Below are 15,831 nucleotides of genomic sequence, written 5' to 3'. Positions count from 1 at the left end.
GATCACTCACGCTCCGGCGGAACGGGATCTGTCGTCTCCGAGTCTGTGGTACCTGCCGCGGACGACCCGACGCGCGCGGCCAGGTCGCCCGTGGCGACGAACTCGAATGGCTCGTCGAGGATCCGGCGGACGGCCCGGCGCATGTAGTCGCCGGTCCGGACGTACACCCGCTTCGGAACGCCCTCGACGGCCGGCAGGTCGACGAGTTCCCAGGGATGGACGTACAGCACGGGCGGGACGCCGCGACGAGCGAGCATGCGCATGCCGAGGATCGTGTAGCTGACGCCGAAAAACCGGATCCAGGTCCCCGTCAGGGGGAGCCGCAGTCCCGGCATCACCGAGACGGGGACTTCGACGACATCCCCGGGCGCGGCGGGATCTATCTCGTTCGCGGGGGAGGGCAGTTCCGCCTCGTACTCACCGCCGTACCAGCCCGGGATCGACCGGCACGGGACGACGCTTGAGTCGTACTCGTAACCCAGATCGGCGAGCGTCCGGAAGTGATCGGACGCCACGTCGAACGAGGGGGCACGGAACCCCGTGACCTCGGTGTCAGCGACCGCGTCCAGGCGCGCCTTCGACGTGGAGAGTTCGTCCCGACGCTCGGACTCCGAGAGTTCGGAGAGGTGCCGGTGGGTGTGCGTGTGCGAGCCGATCTCGTGACCGGCGTCGGCGACCCGTCGTAGCACGTCGGGATTCGAATCGGCGATCTCGCCGACGGTGAAGAACGTGCCCGTCGCCTCGGCCCGATCGAAGGCGTCCAGCAGGCTCGTGACGCCGTCGAGGCCGACCGCCGGCAGGTCGGTCGTGCCGCGGGCGCCGCGGTAGGCCGGCAGGTGGGTGAAGTACTCGAAGTCGACGGAGAGTGCGGCCTGTGGGGGTGACATCGACGGGTCGACCTGTCACCCGGTACACCCGCGGCCTACTTGGGCGATCGGGTTTCGCACACCGGAGGCGGCCGGTTCCGCCGCCCGGAAACGTGGTCTCGTCGGCACAGCGGGGTCGGCGGCCCCTGCTTGCGACTGCCTCCGGCAGATACAAATTGCGCGCGTTTCTGGACGGAGGTACACAGATGCCGCCGACCCCGCCCGCGTCACCGCTCGCGGTCCTCCCCGGGTTGAGCAATCAGGCGCTGACCCTGCTCTTCCTCGGACTGGCCGTCCTGACGGCCCTGTGGGGCTTCGAGCGCTACCGCACCACCTTCTCGCGGTTCGAGTTCGGTCTCGCGGTCGCCGTCGCGCTCGGACTGCTGACCGTCGCGTTCGCCCCGGGCCTCTACGGCGCCATCGCGGGCGCGCTCAACCTCGAGAGCCGCTTCATCCTCATCCAGATCTTCGCCAACGTCGCCTTCCTGGGGATGATCTTCTACCTCGTCTCGCGGCTCAACGCGAACAAGCGCGCCCTCGGCGACCTCACCCGGAGCCTGACGGTCCAGCAGGCGAGCGCCGACGGCGACTACGACGAGCAGACGCTGTACGTCGTCATCCCCGCGTACAACGAGGCCGATACCATCGGCGACGTCCTCTCGGCGTTGCCCGACCGGGTCCACGACCACGCCGTCCACGCCGTCGTCGTCTCCGACGGATCCGACGATGCGACCCGCCGGGCCGCCGAGCAGTACGAGGCGATGGTCGTCGAACACCCCATCAACCAGGGGCAGGGCGGCGCGCTCAAGACCGGGTTCGACATCGCGCGCCAGCACGGCGCGGACATCGTCGTCACGATGGACGCCGACGGGCAACACCCGGTCGACCAGCTGGACGAACTCGTCGGACCGATCGTCGCCGACGAGGCCGACTACGTCCTGGGCACCCGCTACCGCGGGGAGGACAACTCCGGGAACTCCATCACGCGCCAGGGCGGCATCCGCACGTTCACGTGGCTGATAAACCGGCTCGCGAAGACCGACATCACCGACTGCACGAACGGCTTCCGCGCCATCCGCGGTTCACACCTCGGCGACCTGACGCTCACCGAGGAGCGCTTCTCGGCGCCGGAACTCATCATCGAGTCCCGGAAGAACGGCCTTCGCATCACGGAAGTGCCCGTCACCATCCACGAGCGCGAGGCCGGCGAGACGAAGAAGCCGAAGCTCGGCTACGCCGTCGGGCTCGCGCGGACCATCTTCGTCACCTGGATCCGGTAGGGTGAACGGGTCGCGCACCGGGTCGATTCAGCCGGCGTCCATGTAGCCCAGGTCCTGGAGCTGCTCTTCGAGCTCCTGGTCCACGTCGGCGCGTTCGACGTCGGCGCGCGTGCCCCCTTCCTCGAAGCTCACGTCGGCGTCGCGGGCGACGAACGTCTTCTCGTAGTCCCGCCAGGCGACGGTCGCGGTGTCGTGCCAGGGGGCGATCGTGACCGCGTACTCCGATTCGGATTCGAGCAGGTTCGTCCCGTGCCACGACGCCGGTGCGTCGACGCCGACCGACTCGACGAGCGTCGGTGGGACGTCGAGCAGGCTCATCGGCCCCTCGGCGTCGATTCCGTCGAAGATGACGGGCACCTTGGTCTGGAAGTCCGCGACCGAGCGCTTGTGGCCCTGGTGGAAGTAGAAGCCGTCCTCCCCGAACCCCTCGCCGTGGTCCGAAGTGACGGCGAGGATCGGGTCGCTGTCGATCTCCGAGAGCAGGTAGTCGATGTTCTCGTCGGCTCGCCGGATGGCGTCGGCGTACTTCCCTTCGATTTCGGCCTCCTCCTCGTCGGTGAGCTTGTCGGGTTTGAAGAAGGCCTTCTGGTCGAGTTCCTTCGACATGGCCTCGTCGCCGACGCCGTAGGGGCGGTGGGTCTCCATGAGGTGGACCCAGAGGAACCGCGGCCCGTCCGCGGCGTTGAACTCCTCGATGGCCCGCTCGATGACCTCGCGGTCGCGCGGGCGGTTCTCGCTTTTCGCCTGCGGCGGGTAGATCTTGTAGTAGATCCACCGGAGCGCGTTGATCGACCCGAGGTACTGCCGGAGCTTGCTCCCGCGGTTCCCGGGCTCGACGAACGTGTCGAAGTCGTCGAACCCGCGGTCGAACCCGAAGCGAGCGTCCGTGTTGGGCGTCGGGGTGTACCCGAGACAGGTGTAGCCGGCGTCGGAGAGCACCTCCGCGATGGTCGGCGAGACCACCTCGGTGGTGATCGCCCCGCGGTAGTTGGCCGAGATGAGGCTCGCGAGGCTCGGGCGGGTGTAGTGGCTGCCGGTGACACCGGTCTGGACCGGCAGGTCCGACAGCGACTCGAAGGCGTCGGCGTAGTCGCGCCGAACGGAGTCGGCCGTGACGAGAACGATGTCTTCCATTATCGGATCGTCCCCTGAAACGGGCAAGTATTTTCGGATCCGGTTCCCCGTCGGTCGCGGGGTCGGCCGATCAGGTCCCGACGAGCGTCAGCACCTTGCCGCGGATCTTCGTGGACAGGAGGAGGATGATCGCGCCGTAGACGGCGGCACCGAGGAACACGGCCCCGACGGTCGCGAAGACGTTCCGCGGGAGATACGGGAGCGCCGACCAGACGACGCCGGCCATCGCGACGCTCGCGACGAGTTCGTACCCGATCTCCACGAGGGGGACGTCGATGGCGCCGACCTCGCCGCGGAGTTCGAACCACGACACGGCCAGGTAGACCGTGGTCGAGGCGAGCGTCGCGATGGCCGCGCCGTACCAGCCGATCAGGTAGACGAGCAGGACGTTCAGGGAGATGTTCGTCGCGAAGAAGGCGGCGTTGACGCGGAAGGCGATCTCCGGGTAGTCGAGGCCGTTCAGCGTGTTGACGAACTGGCTGCCGAAGGCGTGGACCGTCCGCGCGGCGATGAGGATGACGAGTATCGTCGCTCCGGCCGAGAACTCCGCGCTGTACACGTCGAGGATCCGGTCGCCGATGACCAGCGCGCCGAACGCGCCGGGGATCAGGAACACGCCGGCGAACAGGAGGCCGTCGCCGACGAGGCTGCGGGCGCGGTCGTAGCGCTCGTCGGTCCCCAGGTCGCTCAGCTCCGGGAACAGCGTCTTCCCGATGGACTTGCTGGTCAGCGCCAGGAACGAGGCGAGCGTCCACGAGGCCTGGTAGATCCCCACCTGACTGTCGCCGACGAACAGCCCGAGGACGAGGATGTCCATCCACGTCAGCGCCAGCCCCTGCAGGTTGCCCAGCCAGGAGTACTGGGCGTACCTGCGCAGGTCGTCGAAGTCCCCCAGGTCGGGAATCGTCAGGTGCCGTCGCAACAGGAAGAGGCCGATGAGGCCGAAGACGGCCAGCGAGACGAGGTGGCCCGTGACGAGCCCGATCACCATCGCGCCGCCGAGGACGAACGCGAGTTGACTCGCGAGTCGGAGGATCTGTTCGGCCGTCCCGAGCCACCCCGACACGGCCACCCGCTTGCGGCCGACGAAGCCGCTCTTGACGTGGTCGAACACCATGTTCGCGGCCAGCAGGAAGACGAGCAGGTGGGCCGCGTCGGCGTTCAGGTATCCGTTCACGTACGACTCGAAGAGGAAGACGACGACGCCGACGAGGACGCCGTACCCGAGGGCGGCGACCAGCCCGGCGCTGAAGTGGCCGGTCACGTCCTCCGTCTCGGACATCCGCTTCGAGACGGCCGTCTTGATGCTGTTGCTGGGCAGTTTGAGCCAGAACAGCAGCGCGAGGACCTGTGAGTAGATGCCGAGGCCGGCCGCACCGAAGTATTGAGCGGCCAGTAGCGTCGTCCCGAACCCCGCGAGCGACCGCGCTACCTGGGCGGCGAAGTGCAGTACGGCGGTTCGGTCGCGGCGCATCGCTTTGGGTAGATTGCTGGCCGGCCAATAATAGGTGCGGTTCCTACCGGAGGTAGCCGAGGTCCGCGAGCCTGTCCTCGACGTCGTCCTCGACGTCGCGGCCGGCCGCGCTCCCGAGTCTGACGCCCCGGGGCTCCAGCCCGCCGAAGACGTCTTCGACGACGCCCCCGTCGCTGTCGGCCCGGCGGACGGTCCGCTGAGCGTCGGGGACCCCGAGTTCGATCGCGTCGTCGCCCCGCCGCGCGTACTTCACGACGCCGTCCTCGGTTTCCCGGTAGACCGCTCGCCAGGGGCCGAAGTACGGCTCCCGCTCTGCCTCCGGGAGCGAGAGCTCGTTGCCCGGGGGCTTGATGCGGAACGTCGAGCTGAGGACGTCGCCGTCCGGGACGAACGCGTCGGCCGGGTCGTCGCCCTCGACCGTCGCGTCGACCACGTCGGGAAACCGCGTGAGCGACGCCGGCGACGCGACGGTCCGCCCGCCGTCGCCTCCGGGCGACCTGACGAGCAGCGGGACGTGGGTGAGCACCTCGTCGATCCCCCAGCTGTGGTGGCGGAGCCGCACGTCCGGGTCGAGTTCCGTCCGTTCGCCGAAGCCCTCGCCGTGGTCGCTCGTCACGACGACCGTCGTCTCGTCGAGGAGCCCGCGCTCGTCCAGTGCCTCGACGAGCCGCTCGACGGCGGCGTCGGCCTGGCGGATCGTTCCATCGTACAGCGGTTCGAGGTCGGCGAGATGCTCCCAGAACGCGTCGGTGAACGGCTCGGGCACCTCGTCGTCGTGGACCCGCTCGCGGGCGCGCTCGGCGGCGTCGTCGCTCCAGTTGTCGTACTCCGGATCGGGCTCGAACGGCGTGTGCGAGTCCATGAGGTTGAGACAGGCCGCCCACGGACCGCTGCGCTCGTCGGCCCAGGAGAGGAACTCGTCGACGTACACGTCGCCGCCCTCGGACGTGGGGTCGTGCGAGCCGCCGCGCGATTCGAGTTTCTTGTAGACGCCGTTGAGCAGCGACCGTATCGGCTTGTCGTGGCCGAGCGCCTCCCTGGCGTACTCCTTCGGGGAGAGCCGCCCCTGCACGTCGAGGGGCGCGAGCGCGTCGTCGAACAGGCGGAACTTCGCCCGCTTGGGCCCGACGCAGGTGTCGAAGACGTCCCCAAGGTTCGAGGTCTGGGCGACGATGACGTTCGGGGTGAACAGCCCGGTCTCGTACCCGTGTTCCGCGGCGATCCGGTGCCAGACCGTCGCCTCCGGCCTGACGAACGACTTGTGCTCGGTGACGTCGTGTTCCTCGGTGTGATAGCCCGTGAAGATGCTCGCGTGACTCGAGATGCTGTGGACGCTCGGCGCTCGGGCCTGTTCGAACGTGACCGCGTCGTCGGCGAACTCGGAGAGGAACGGCGTGGTCTCGTTGTCGTGGCCGTAGAGGCTGCAGTTGCGCGCCCGGGCGCTGTCGAGTACCACGAGCAGTACGTTAGGCGGGTCCATCACTCGGAGCGTGGGTTGACCGCAACGGGATTTATATTGCGTGGTTCCCCGCCGGCCAGTTCTCCGGGCTGTCGGCGGTCGTTCAGTCGCGGCCGCGCGCCAGTTCCGCGTACACGTCGAGGTGCGTCTGGACCGCGTTTTCGAGCGACAGCGGCATCTCCTCCATCGTTTGGAGCCCGCGCTCGACCTGGGCCTGGTAGTACTCGGGGTCGCCGGTCAGTTCGCGGACGGTCTCCAGCACGGCCTCGGGGGTCCGGTCGGCCCAGACGTACGTCCCGCGGTCTTTGAACAGGTCGACGATGTGGCCCTGCGCCGTCGAGATCATCGGCGTGCCGCAGGCGATGGATTCGAGGCCCACGTTGGAGGTCTTGTCGTTCCTGCGGGGCGCGACCGTCACGTCGGCCACGTTGTAGTACGCCGGCAGGTCCTTGTTGTCGACGAACCCCTCGAACTGGAGGTCCTCGCGGTCGCGGAAGACGTCGGCCATCTCGCCGTCGCCGGCGACGATGATGCGGATATCGTCCTCGTCGCGGGCGATCCTGGCCATCTCGTCGACGAGTCCGGCCCCCTGTTCCTCGATGAGCGCGCCGACGTAGAGGACGACGGTCTCCTCGTCGCCGATGCCCCACTCGCGGCGGAGCTCCCGGACCCGCTCGTCGTCGTACTGGTAGAAGCGGTCGGTGTCGATGGTGGCCGTGCAGACGGCCGTGTCGTAGCCCGAGTCGTCCCAGAGCTTGTTGTGTTCGAGGACCTTGATCTTCTTGTCGATGCGGAGCAGTCGGCCGAGATACCGGTGGAAGGCCGAGGGCTGCAGGCCGGGGCCGACCCCGCCGACGAGGGGCCCCCAGTAGACGAGCCGGACGAACAGCACCTGATACATGTTCACCGGCACGTGGACGACGTCGGCGTCGGCGAACGCCCGCCGCGTCGTCGCGAGCGTCGACAGGGGGTCGTCGAGCGAGATCGGGTGCACCGTCGCCGGCCCTCTGACGTTCTCGGGTTCGTTCGTCAGGACCACGACCTCGTGGTCCGACTCCGTCGCCACCGCTTCGATGATGTCGGCGGCCCGGGTCCGGGGGCCGGTGCCCGAGAGACGATAGCAGAAGTAGCCGACTTTCATGCCAGAGTGGAGTCCTATCACGCTCAAAAGTGTTCTCATCGGTCGAGAGCGCACGCGACGGCAGGTCGCGGGCCGTTCGGGAGCGGCGTGCGAGCGGTGCACGACGGCACGCGAACGACACGGGGCGGCGATCCGGCCGGCGGCGGACGGATCCAAACGAATTTCTCTCTGGACACTGAACCGCGGAGCAATGACAGTCGTCGTGCTGGGCATCGACGCGCTGGACCCGGATCTCGTCGATCCGGACGCCCACCCGAACCTGACGCTCGCCGCCCACCGCTCCATCGAGACCATCGAGAGCGTCGCGGGCGAGCCGAGCACCCACGAGCTCTGGCCGACGATAATCACGGGACTGCGCCCCGAGGACCACGGCCTCACGCTCGAAGACGACGGCGTCGCCTGGGGCAACCCGCTCCTCGAACTCGGCAGCACCGTCGCGGACTTCCTCATGCCCGACGCCCTCCAGACCCGCATCGGCGCCTGGCTGCTGACGAACACCGACGCCGACGCCTTCCGCACGCCGGCGACCTACTACGAGGAGAACGACATCGAGACGCTGTTCGACGGCCGCGAGGCGACGGCCATCGGCGTCCCCAACTACGTCGTCGACCCCGACAGCGAGGACCGCGAGCACAACCTCCGGCGGTCGCTGGGCGACCTGTTCGAGCGGGACCCCGACGCGACCGGCGGCCACACCTCCGCCGACCCCTACGAGTTCTACGAGCAGTGCCTGGAGATGGCGATGGTCCGCATCGCCCGAGCTCGTCGGGGCCTCCGGGGCGGCCGCTACGAACTCGTCTTCGCCTACACGAGCGGACTGGACCTGGTCGGCCACGTCACCTACGACCTGCCCGCGCTCCAGCGGTCGGCCTACGACGAGCTCGACGAGTTCGTCGGCGAACTCCGCGAGGACCTCGCCGACGGGGACGAACTCCTGCTCGTCAGCGACCACGGGTTGCAGGACGGCGTCCACACCGACGAGGCGATGGTGGCCGGCACCGACGAGGCGATGGTGGAGGCCATCGGGAGCGTCGTCGACGTGCGAGCGGCGATCGAAGCAGAACTGCGTGGCGGCGACCACCGGGGCGACCGCGAGGAGGGGTCGTTCTCGGAGGCCGGCGCCGCGGAGGTCAAGGGACAGCTCGAAGACCTGGGGTACATGTGATGCAACCGAACGTCCTCTTCCTGGTTATCGACGCGCTGCGCATCGACCACTGCTCGACCTACGGCTACGAGCGCGAGACGACGCCGACGATGACGAGGCTGGCCGAGGAGGGGGTCCGCTACGACAACGCCTTCGCCCCGTCGATCTGGACGCCGACCGTCCACGGCGCGATCTTCACGGGCAAGTACCCCTCTCACACCGGCATCTACGGCAACTCGCTCGGCATCCCGGACGACCTGGAGACGCTCCCCGAGGCGATGAAACGCCAGGGGTACCGGACCTTCGCCGCGAGCGCCGGCGCGCATATCCGAAAGAGCCGCGGGTACGCCCGCGGCGTCGACGACTACGTCGAGACCCGCCGTATCGGCGCGGATCTGGACTTCGCGCAGAAGGTTCTCGGCGACCGCTCGTTCGCCAAGCAGGTCGGCTTCACGCTGACGCGGGGCCCCGACGACAAGACCCGCTACAAGTACGACCGCCTGGAGCGGTTCGTCGACGACGCCGCCGACGACGGCGACCCCTTCTTCGGGTTCATCAACGCCAAGACGGCCCACCAGCCGTTCAACCCGCCGCGGCCGTACAAGCGGATGTTCACCGAGGGGCTGGAGCGCCCCCGCTGGGAGGTCCTCGAACGCGCGATGGAGGCGATCGGCAGACAGGCGCAGGACCTGCCCGGCCACGACATCGAGAAGCTCAGACAGGTGTCCCACAGCGGCGGCGACGGCGTCTTCGCCGGCGAGGTGGAGATGAGCGACGAGGAGTGGGCCGTCATCGAGGCGTGGTACGACGGCGCCGTCCGGTACCTCGACGACCTCATCGGCGAGCTGATGGCGTTCCTGGAGTCGAAGGGGGTCTACGAGGACACGATGGTCGTCGTCACCTCGGACCACGGCGACAACTTCGGCGACCACGGCGGGCTCACGAGTCACATCTTCTCGCTGTACGACACGCTCCTGCACGTGCCGCTGGTGATCAAGCCGCCGCGGTCCGGATCCGGGACCGGGGACGGCGCGGCCGGCGACGCCGCGCCCGCCGGAAAGCGCATCGACAACCAGATGTCGCTGGTCGACCTGCACCCGACGTTCCTCGAAGCGGCCGGGGAGACGCCGCCCGACTACGACCTCACCGAGAGCCTGCTGGGCTTCGAGGACCGGCGCTACCACGACTACACCTTCGCCGAGTACGCGGGCTTCGACGGCCCCATCGAGCGGCTCCAGCGCAAGTACCCCGACTTCGACGCGACCCGCTTCGCTCGCCCGCTGCAAGCGGTCCGCGACGACGAGCACAAGCTCATCGTCACCGGCGCGCTGGAGGGCGACCACGACCGCGAACTGTACGCCTGGCGCGAGGACCCCGACGAGACGAACGACCTCCTCGGCGAGCGGCCGGAGGTCGCCGACGAGTTGCTCGGCGTCATGCGCGACACGCTCGAACCGCTCGACGACGCCGGCGAGTTCGAGGTGCCCGACGACGAGGAGCTCGAAGAACAGCTCAAGGACCTCGGCTACCTGTGATGTGGCCCGGCGTCACGCGCTTCTCGCTGGTCTGCTTGCGCTTCGACGACTACCACCAGGACGTCGACAACGAGACGTGGGTCGACGTCCTCTCGCGGTACGACGAGCGCGGCCTCCGCGGCGTCGTCGCCGTCTGTCCGAAGTACGAGGGCGAGCGCCTGAGCGCCGACGTGGTCGAGTTCCTGCACGACCTACGCGAGAACGGCTGGGAACTCGCCCAGCACGGCTACGAACACGAGGACGTCGGCGAGGGCCGCGGCGGGCCGCTCTACGACGACCGCAGCGAGTTCGCGGGGCTGGACTACGACGAGCAGGACCGGCGGATCGGCGCGGGCCGGGACATCCTGGAATCCCACGGCATCGAGCCGACGACGTTCATCCCGCCGTGGCACGAGTACGACCGGACGACCGCCCGCGCGCTCGCCGACAACGGCTTCGACTGCATCAACGAGGGCCGCTGGCCGGTCCCGCGCACGGTCGAGGGGATCACCCTCGTCCCGACGCACGTCCCGGCGATAACGCCGTACATGGTCGGCGCGGGCGTCGTGACGATGGTCTCCCATCCGCAACTGGAGGACTACCCGATGAAGAACGCCGACGCCGTCGCGGGGTACGAAGACAGGATTCGGACGCCGTCGGAGGTGGTCGACTGGTGGCGCAACCGCTCGACGACGGGTCGACTCGTCGACGCGGCGGAGCCGCTGTACTCGCTGTACTCGCACTGAGCGACCGCGGAGCGGCCCCGTCGCGTCTCCGTTACTCCACGTAGCCGAGCGCTTCGAGCTTCTCCTGGACGCCGTCGGCGGCGTCGTCGGCCTCGACGGGCGGCGCCTGTTCGAAGACGATCCACGGCACCTCGACGAGCGGGCGGACGTGGACGCGGTTCGGGTGACCGTAGAGCTTCCAGTCGCGCCAGCGGCCGAACGTCTCGCCGTGGTCGGCGGTGACGACGACGGTCAGGTCGCGGTCGACCCACTCGCCGATCGTCGGGAGGATCGCCTCCCACGTCGCCTCGACGGAGGCGTGGTAGCCGGCGATGGCTCGCTCCATGTCGACGTGGCCCGAGGCCATGGCGACTTGCGGCGAGAGCTTGTCCTCGTCCTCGCGGCCGGGGTTGCGCCGCCACACGTCCACGTCGGGGAAGGCGGGGATCCAGGTGTCGCCGACTTCGGCGACGTAGGGGGCGTGGGGCGGCAGGAGGTGCGCGACGACGGGGCGCTCGCCGTCGGCGAGGAAGTCGTCGGCGGCGTCGAGCACCGGTTCGGGGAGGACGTTCCCCAGTCGGTCGTTCCAGTGGTCCTCCCAGACGTGGTCGACCGCGGCGGCGCCGACGTCGAAGTTGGCGTAGTTGACGTTCCCGGTGGCGACGTAGCTGTCTTCGAGGACGCCGGAGCGCCCGCACTCTTCGAGCCAGTGGCCCGTGGCGCTGCCGGGGGAGCGACAGCGCTCGACCGGCCAGTGGGTGACTCGCTGGAGGGCGTCGTAGCGGCAGGCGTCGAGGACGACGAGCACGTCCCAGTCGGTCTCGGCGAGGCGGTCGTGCTGGTCGGGTCGCTTCGTCACCGACGAGATCTGCTGGAGCGCCCACTTGCGCGCTCGATAGGCCAGCGGTTCCGCCGTCATGGCTCCGCGTTTTTCCGGCCCGTCGATAAACCGTTCGGTGTGCGACCGCCGCCCGCCCGGAGATGTGACAGGTCCGCGGAGTGAAGACGGCCGGAGTTCACGTCCGTTCTACGTGGTCCTCGTAGAGTTCGGCGAGCGCCTCGACCGTCCGCTCGGCCTGGTACTCGGGCGCGCGCTCGACGGCGTTGCGGATGTACTCCTCGCGGCTGCGGTGGAACTGCTCGATGCCGCGGCGGACGCCCGACGGCGAGCGGTCCACGTAGACCGCCGTGTCCTCGCCGGCGTACTCGTTGATGCCGAGTTTGTCGGTGGCGACCACGGGCGTCCCGCAGGCCAGCGCCTCGACGATGGTGTTCGGGCCGTGTTCGTCGACGGAGGGCATGACGTAGCAGTCGGCCTGCTGGTAATATCTCGGGAGCTCCGAGCGGGGGACGAACCCCTCGACGTCGACCCGGTTTGCGAGTCCGGCGTTCGTGATGCGGTCGCGCTGTGCGTCGCCGGTCCCGACGACGGTCGCGTGGAAGTCGATGTCGTTGGGGATCTGCGAGAGCGCGTCGAGGAAGATGTCGTAGCCCTTGTACTCGGAGAGGTCGCCCAGGTAGAGCAGGTGAGTGGGTCGGTCCGGGTCGCGGTCTTCCGGCCGAGCGCGGCGGCCGGGCTGGAACGCCGAGGAGACGCCCGGCGGGATGGTCTCGACGGTCCGCGCGCCGAGTTTCCGGACGTTGTCGGCGTGATAGCGGCTGAGCGCGACGACCGTCGGGTCCTTCGCGAACTTCAGGAGGCCCCGCCGGAGGCGGTAGCGCAGCCGGTCTTTCCGGCCGGCACCGCCTTCTCGGTTCCAGCGGTCGCCCTCGCGGCCCGGGAAGTACCCCTGTACGTCGGGGCCGAGGACGGGCGTCCGCCGCGACATCCCCAGGGCGACGGGGTAGGCGACGGTGTCGAGGGTGAGGACGTGGACGACATCGGGGTCGGCCCGCCAGAGGTCGCGGACGGCCCGCGGTGCGTTGAGGGCGAACTCGGCCGTGTTGGCCGGCGAACCCCAGAGGTCGGTCGCGTCGCCGAGGACGCCGTGAGGCGGCGAGGAGAGCGTCTCGTCGGCGTTGCTCGCCGTCAGCGCGACGACCTCGAAGTCGAAGGGAGGGTCGTCCATGTCCCGGAGCGTGTGGACCCAGTCGTGGAAGCGCCCGAACCGCCCGTCGACCGCGCCGTTGTAATACGTCGTCAGATACGCGACCTTCACGCGGCCACCTATTCCACCGGTGGTATTAGTAGTTGACCGCTCGCGGTCGACCGGAGCGCGGTCTCGGGCCGTCCCGGCGACGCTGCTCGGTCAGCCCTGATCCGGGTACGCTTCGCGGGTCTCGTGCTCCCAGATGAGGTCGAAGTAGCGCATGAGTCCGGCGACGAAGGCGCCGTTGTCGGTGATAGCGGCCTGGCGCATGTGGTTGGGGACGTCTTCCTCCTCGACGAGCAGGATGGCCGCCCCGGTCTCGTAGTCGAGACTGGGATCGGCGACGTTGCCGCGGAAGGGGAGCTTGCCGGTCGAGAAGCGGATCTCGACGGATGGGTAGTCGGTCCGGATGCGCTCGACGATGCCCCGCTGGATCGCCGGTTCGTCGCGCGGTTCGGTCGAGAGGAACTCGGGGACGAGCATGAGGATCGAGATCTCGACGCCGCGGTCCAGCGCGTCGGCGAACGCCGGCTCTACGGAGTCGAAGTACTCGAAGCTCTTGGTGACGACGCAGACCCGTTCGTCGGCCTCGTGGTAGAGCTGTCGCGTCTCGCGCTCGCTCGGCTCGCCGACGTCGACGACGTGGAACAGCTCCTCGGTGGGCGTGATGTCCTCGCTTGCCTGCTCGTAGCGGGGGCGGAACTCCGCCAGGAAGTCCTCGCGGAAGTCGTCGACCGTCGCGGCGAACTGCTCGTAGTCCTGCCGGTGGTTCTCGACGGCGCGGTCGAGGACCTCCTCCGGCGGCTTGGGCTGGTACTCCTTCGGGCGGCCGGGAATGATCTTGATGAACCCGCGGTCAGATAGCGATTCGAGGACGCCGTAGATCCGCGCCTTCGGGATGTCGGTCGCCTCGGCGAGGTTGGGCGCCGTCGTCCGGCCGAGTGTCAGCAACTCCTGCAGCGCCGTCGCCTCGTACTCGGTCAGCCCCAGCGTGTCGAACCACCCGGTGTCCTCGCCGCTCATGTCTCCCCCTTGCGTCACCGCGTTTAAAATGGCGCCGAAAGGTTATTAACCGATGGGTGTGTGGTTACTCACGAACTGAGTAACTATGGTCGAGCTAAACCGCGCGGACGGCGACCACGTCGACGAGGGGGACGACGACGAGGCCGAGACAGAACGATCGGAGACCGAACACCTCGAAAACGTCGAGGACGGTTGCGGTTGCACGGAGATCTGGGAGCACCTGAGCGACGAGCGCGCCGAGGACTGACCGGTCGTCGCGTCCGCGGGGTTGCCCGCCACCGACCAGCGCGAAAACCGCTGGACCAGTGCTCGACGGGCCCAACGGGGAAGCTTTTTCTCCGGCAACGTCGAAGCGGGGACGATGGTAGAGTACGACGACGTCTGCGTGCTGGTGCCCACGCTCAACGAGTCCGAGACGATCGGGCCGGTCGTCGAGTCGTTCAGCGCCGAGGGGTTCGAGAACATCCTCGTGATCGACGGCGGCTCCACCGACGGCACCCAGTCGATCGCCGAGGAGAAGGGGGCGAGAGTCGTCCAGCAGCGCGGCTCCGAGGGGAAAGGCGAGGCGTTGCAGGAGGGGTTCGAACTGACGGACGCGCCCGTCGTCCTGATGCTGGACGGCGACCAGACGTACCGCGCGGAGGACGCCAGGGCGATGCTCGAGCCCATCTTCGAGGGACGCGCCGACCACGTGATCGGCGACCGGTTCGCCGACATGGAGGCCGGCGCGATGACCCGACTCAACCAGTTCGGCAACCGCGTCATCAACTGGGCGTTCAGCGTCATCCACGGGCGGGACTACCAGGACATTCTCAGCGGGTACCGCGCCCTCACGCGCGAGTCCATCGACCGCATCTCGCTGACCGAGGGCCACTTCGGCATCGAGACGGAGATGGCCGTCGAGTGCGTCAAACACAACGTCAGGACGGAGGTCGTCCCGATCCGCTACTGCGCCCGCCCGGACGAGTCGGAGACCAACCTCCGACCGTTCCGCGACGGCGCCGACATCATCCTCACGCTGTACAAGATGGCGAAGACCAACAACCCGCTCTTTTACTTCGGGAGCGTCGGCGTCGTCAGCACCGTCGTCGGCCTCGTCCTCGGCGCCTACGTCGCCTACGAGTGGATCACGATCCCCAAGACGTCGCACGAAGTGCTCGCGTTCCTCGGCGCGTCGGCGATCCTCTTCGGCGTGCAGTTGCTGATGTTCGGCGTCCTCTCGGACATGATCGTCACGGTCAACCGCGAGCAGACTCGTCAACTCGAAGATCTCGCGCAGCGGCTCACCGACGACGACCACCTCGGGTCCGTCTCGGGACCGACGGACGACAGGGCCACCCGGACGACAGGCGGGGCGGCCCTCGCGGCCGGCGACGGGCGGAGCGTGTCCGGTGACGACACCGAAGCGGCCGACGGCGAGGCCCGTGCGGGAGAGCCGTCACAGCCTGAACAGGGATGAACCAGTCGGAGCCCCAACGGGGGAGAGCCGGCCGTCGACTGTCGGGCCGATTCAGAAGGGAACGAGCCCGCGGATCTGTTTGAGCAGGCTGGTAGACGCCGCCTGGCGCTTGCGCTCGAAGACGGGATGGAGGGCGTTCAGCAGGTCCGCCTTCGAGTCGAACGACTGCCGGTCCGTCTCGACGAGCGCCTCGCCGACCGACATCTCGTTGCCGGCCGCGTCGTACGGGACCGCCGTGTCCCCCAACCGCGATTCGAGTTCGCTCGCCGAGACGGGAAACTCGAGGTCCGCGCCATCGACCCGCGCGTCGAGGGCCGCGATCCCGAACTCGACGACGTCCGGTTCCTCGTCCACGTCGTTCGACGGAGGCCGCACTCCCATTGGCGGACACAACGGCGTCGGGCACCGAAAATCCTGTGCTTACCCGAACGCCAGGCCGTCCGAGAGTGGTAAGAACGGACAGAAGCCGACTCCCGAATCACGGGACGGCCGGGTGGATCCGCCACCAAGGATAACTTACCG

General features: G+C 68.5%; 15 protein-coding genes. 6 read left to right on the top strand and 9 right to left on the bottom strand.

All coding sequences use genetic code 11. The annotated features are described in order from the left end of the window. Positions 1 to 2: 2 nt before the first annotated feature. Positions 3 to 887: a polysaccharide deacetylase family protein gene (locus tag PSC72_RS18360; protein WP_274322875.1), complete on the bottom strand. Its 885-nt coding sequence runs from the start codon at positions 885 to 887 to the stop codon at positions 3 to 5. A gap of 185 nt (positions 888 to 1,072) precedes the next feature. On the opposite strand from PSC72_RS18360, the gene PSC72_RS18355 reads away from it, so the two are divergent. Beyond that, positions 1,073 to 2,146: a DUF2304 family protein gene (locus tag PSC72_RS18355; protein ID WP_274322874.1), complete on the top strand. Its 1,074-nt coding sequence runs from the start codon at positions 1,073 to 1,075 to the stop codon at positions 2,144 to 2,146. Between the two features lie 27 nt (positions 2,147 to 2,173). Here PSC72_RS18355 and PSC72_RS18350 read toward each other — a convergent pair whose 3' ends face one another. The 4 genes from PSC72_RS18350 to PSC72_RS18335 all read right to left on the bottom strand — a co-directional run bounded on the left by PSC72_RS18350 (position 2,174) and on the right by PSC72_RS18335 (position 7,354). Beyond that, positions 2,174 to 3,280 carry a sulfatase-like hydrolase/transferase gene (locus tag PSC72_RS18350; RefSeq protein ID WP_274322873.1) on the bottom strand — a complete coding sequence of 369 codons (1,107 nt, stop codon included), beginning with the start codon at positions 3,278 to 3,280 and terminating at the stop codon, positions 2,174 to 2,176. Positions 3,281 to 3,350: 70 nt separating this feature from the next. Further along, positions 3,351 to 4,754 carry an oligosaccharide flippase family protein gene (locus PSC72_RS18345; RefSeq protein ID WP_274322872.1) on the bottom strand — a complete coding sequence of 468 codons (1,404 nt, stop codon included), beginning with the start codon at positions 4,752 to 4,754 and terminating at the stop codon, positions 3,351 to 3,353. A gap of 43 nt (positions 4,755 to 4,797) precedes the next feature. Beyond that, entirely contained in the window at positions 4,798 to 6,234 is a 1,437-nt protein-coding gene (locus tag PSC72_RS18340; protein ID WP_274322871.1) for a sulfatase-like hydrolase/transferase, read from the bottom strand. An 82-nt stretch (positions 6,235 to 6,316) separates the two neighbouring features. Next, positions 6,317 to 7,354: a glycosyltransferase family 4 protein gene (locus tag PSC72_RS18335; protein ID WP_274322870.1), complete on the bottom strand. Its 1,038-nt coding sequence runs from the start codon at positions 7,352 to 7,354 to the stop codon at positions 6,317 to 6,319. Positions 7,355 to 7,544: 190 nt separating this feature from the next. Here PSC72_RS18335 and PSC72_RS18330 point away from each other — a divergent pair, with 190 nt between their 5' ends. The 3 genes from PSC72_RS18330 to PSC72_RS18320 are packed head-to-tail and all read left to right on the top strand — an operon-like array spanning position 7,545 to position 10,758. After that, positions 7,545 to 8,519, top strand: coding sequence for an alkaline phosphatase family protein (locus tag PSC72_RS18330; protein ID WP_274322869.1), 975 nt, complete (start codon positions 7,545 to 7,547; stop codon positions 8,517 to 8,519). Beyond that, on the top strand, positions 8,519 to 10,033 hold the full coding sequence (locus tag PSC72_RS18325) for a sulfatase (RefSeq protein WP_274322868.1): 1,515 nt from the start codon (positions 8,519 to 8,521) through the stop codon (positions 10,031 to 10,033). Before PSC72_RS18330 ends, PSC72_RS18325 begins: the two co-directional genes overlap by 1 nt. Continuing rightward, positions 10,033 to 10,758 (top strand): DUF2334 domain-containing protein, encoded by a 726-nt coding sequence (locus tag PSC72_RS18320; protein ID WP_274322867.1) that lies wholly within the window; start codon positions 10,033 to 10,035, stop codon positions 10,756 to 10,758. Before PSC72_RS18325 ends, PSC72_RS18320 begins: the two co-directional genes overlap by 1 nt. 31 nt (positions 10,759 to 10,789) lie before the next feature. Here PSC72_RS18320 and PSC72_RS18315 read toward each other — a convergent pair whose 3' ends face one another. From PSC72_RS18315 to PSC72_RS18305, 3 genes are all read right to left on the bottom strand, one after another. Further along, positions 10,790 to 11,656 carry a hypothetical protein gene (locus PSC72_RS18315; protein ID WP_274322866.1) on the bottom strand — a complete coding sequence of 289 codons (867 nt, stop codon included), beginning with the start codon at positions 11,654 to 11,656 and terminating at the stop codon, positions 10,790 to 10,792. A 97-nt stretch (positions 11,657 to 11,753) separates the two neighbouring features. Then, positions 11,754 to 12,896 carry a glycosyltransferase family 4 protein gene (locus PSC72_RS18310; RefSeq protein ID WP_274322865.1) on the bottom strand — a complete coding sequence of 381 codons (1,143 nt, stop codon included), beginning with the start codon at positions 12,894 to 12,896 and terminating at the stop codon, positions 11,754 to 11,756. A gap of 90 nt (positions 12,897 to 12,986) precedes the next feature. Continuing rightward, entirely contained in the window at positions 12,987 to 13,850 is an 864-nt protein-coding gene (locus tag PSC72_RS18305) for a TrmB family transcriptional regulator (protein WP_274322864.1), read from the bottom strand. A gap of 85 nt (positions 13,851 to 13,935) precedes the next feature. On the opposite strand from PSC72_RS18305, the gene PSC72_RS18300 reads away from it, so the two are divergent. Continuing rightward, entirely contained in the window at positions 13,936 to 14,097 is a 162-nt protein-coding gene (locus PSC72_RS18300) for a hypothetical protein (RefSeq protein WP_274322863.1), read from the top strand. Between the two features lie 114 nt (positions 14,098 to 14,211). Next, positions 14,212 to 15,309 (top strand): S-layer glycoprotein N-glycosyltransferase AglJ, encoded by a 1,098-nt coding sequence (aglJ, locus tag PSC72_RS18295; RefSeq protein WP_274322862.1) that lies wholly within the window; start codon positions 14,212 to 14,214, stop codon positions 15,307 to 15,309. A gap of 51 nt (positions 15,310 to 15,360) precedes the next feature. On the opposite strand, the gene PSC72_RS18290 is transcribed toward aglJ, so the two are convergent. Further along, complete coding sequence (locus PSC72_RS18290) at positions 15,361 to 15,690, bottom strand: DUF5789 family protein (protein WP_274322861.1); 330 nt, start codon at positions 15,688 to 15,690, stop codon at positions 15,361 to 15,363. Positions 15,691 to 15,831 lie beyond the last annotated feature (141 nt).

The sequence above is a fragment of the Halosimplex aquaticum genome (assembly GCF_028747785.1).
Lineage (GTDB): Archaea > Halobacteriota > Halobacteria > Halobacteriales > Haloarculaceae > Halosimplex > Halosimplex aquaticum.
This window is presented reverse-complemented; position numbering and strand designations above follow the sequence as displayed.

Coding starts and splice junctions, on each gene's coding strand:
- PSC72_RS18315 (WP_274322866.1), bottom strand. CDS start 11,656: ATGACGGCGGAACCGCTGGCCTATCGAGCGCGCAAGTGGGCGCTCCAG.
- PSC72_RS18340 (WP_274322871.1), bottom strand. CDS start 6,234: ATGGACCCGCCTAACGTACTGCTCGTGGTACTCGACAGCGCCCGGGCG.
- PSC72_RS18330 (WP_274322869.1), top strand. CDS start 7,545: ATGACAGTCGTCGTGCTGGGCATCGACGCGCTGGACCCGGATCTCGTC.
- PSC72_RS18335 (WP_274322870.1), bottom strand. CDS start 7,354: ATGAAAGTCGGCTACTTCTGCTATCGTCTCTCGGGCACCGGCCCCCGG.
- PSC72_RS18345 (WP_274322872.1), bottom strand. CDS start 4,754: ATGCGCCGCGACCGAACCGCCGTACTGCACTTCGCCGCCCAGGTAGCG.
- PSC72_RS18305 (WP_274322864.1), bottom strand. CDS start 13,850: ATGAGCGGCGAGGACACCGGGTGGTTCGACACGCTGGGGCTGACCGAG.
- PSC72_RS18360 (WP_274322875.1), bottom strand. CDS start 887: ATGTCACCCCCACAGGCCGCACTCTCCGTCGACTTCGAGTACTTCACC.
- PSC72_RS18290 (WP_274322861.1), bottom strand. CDS start 15,690: ATGGGAGTGCGGCCTCCGTCGAACGACGTGGACGAGGAACCGGACGTC.
- PSC72_RS18320 (WP_274322867.1), top strand. CDS start 10,033: ATGTGGCCCGGCGTCACGCGCTTCTCGCTGGTCTGCTTGCGCTTCGAC.
- PSC72_RS18350 (WP_274322873.1), bottom strand. CDS start 3,280: ATGGAAGACATCGTTCTCGTCACGGCCGACTCCGTTCGGCGCGACTAC.
- PSC72_RS18355 (WP_274322874.1), top strand. CDS start 1,073: ATGCCGCCGACCCCGCCCGCGTCACCGCTCGCGGTCCTCCCCGGGTTG.
- PSC72_RS18300 (WP_274322863.1), top strand. CDS start 13,936: ATGGTCGAGCTAAACCGCGCGGACGGCGACCACGTCGACGAGGGGGAC.
- aglJ (WP_274322862.1), top strand. CDS start 14,212: ATGGTAGAGTACGACGACGTCTGCGTGCTGGTGCCCACGCTCAACGAG.
- PSC72_RS18325 (WP_274322868.1), top strand. CDS start 8,519: ATGCAACCGAACGTCCTCTTCCTGGTTATCGACGCGCTGCGCATCGAC.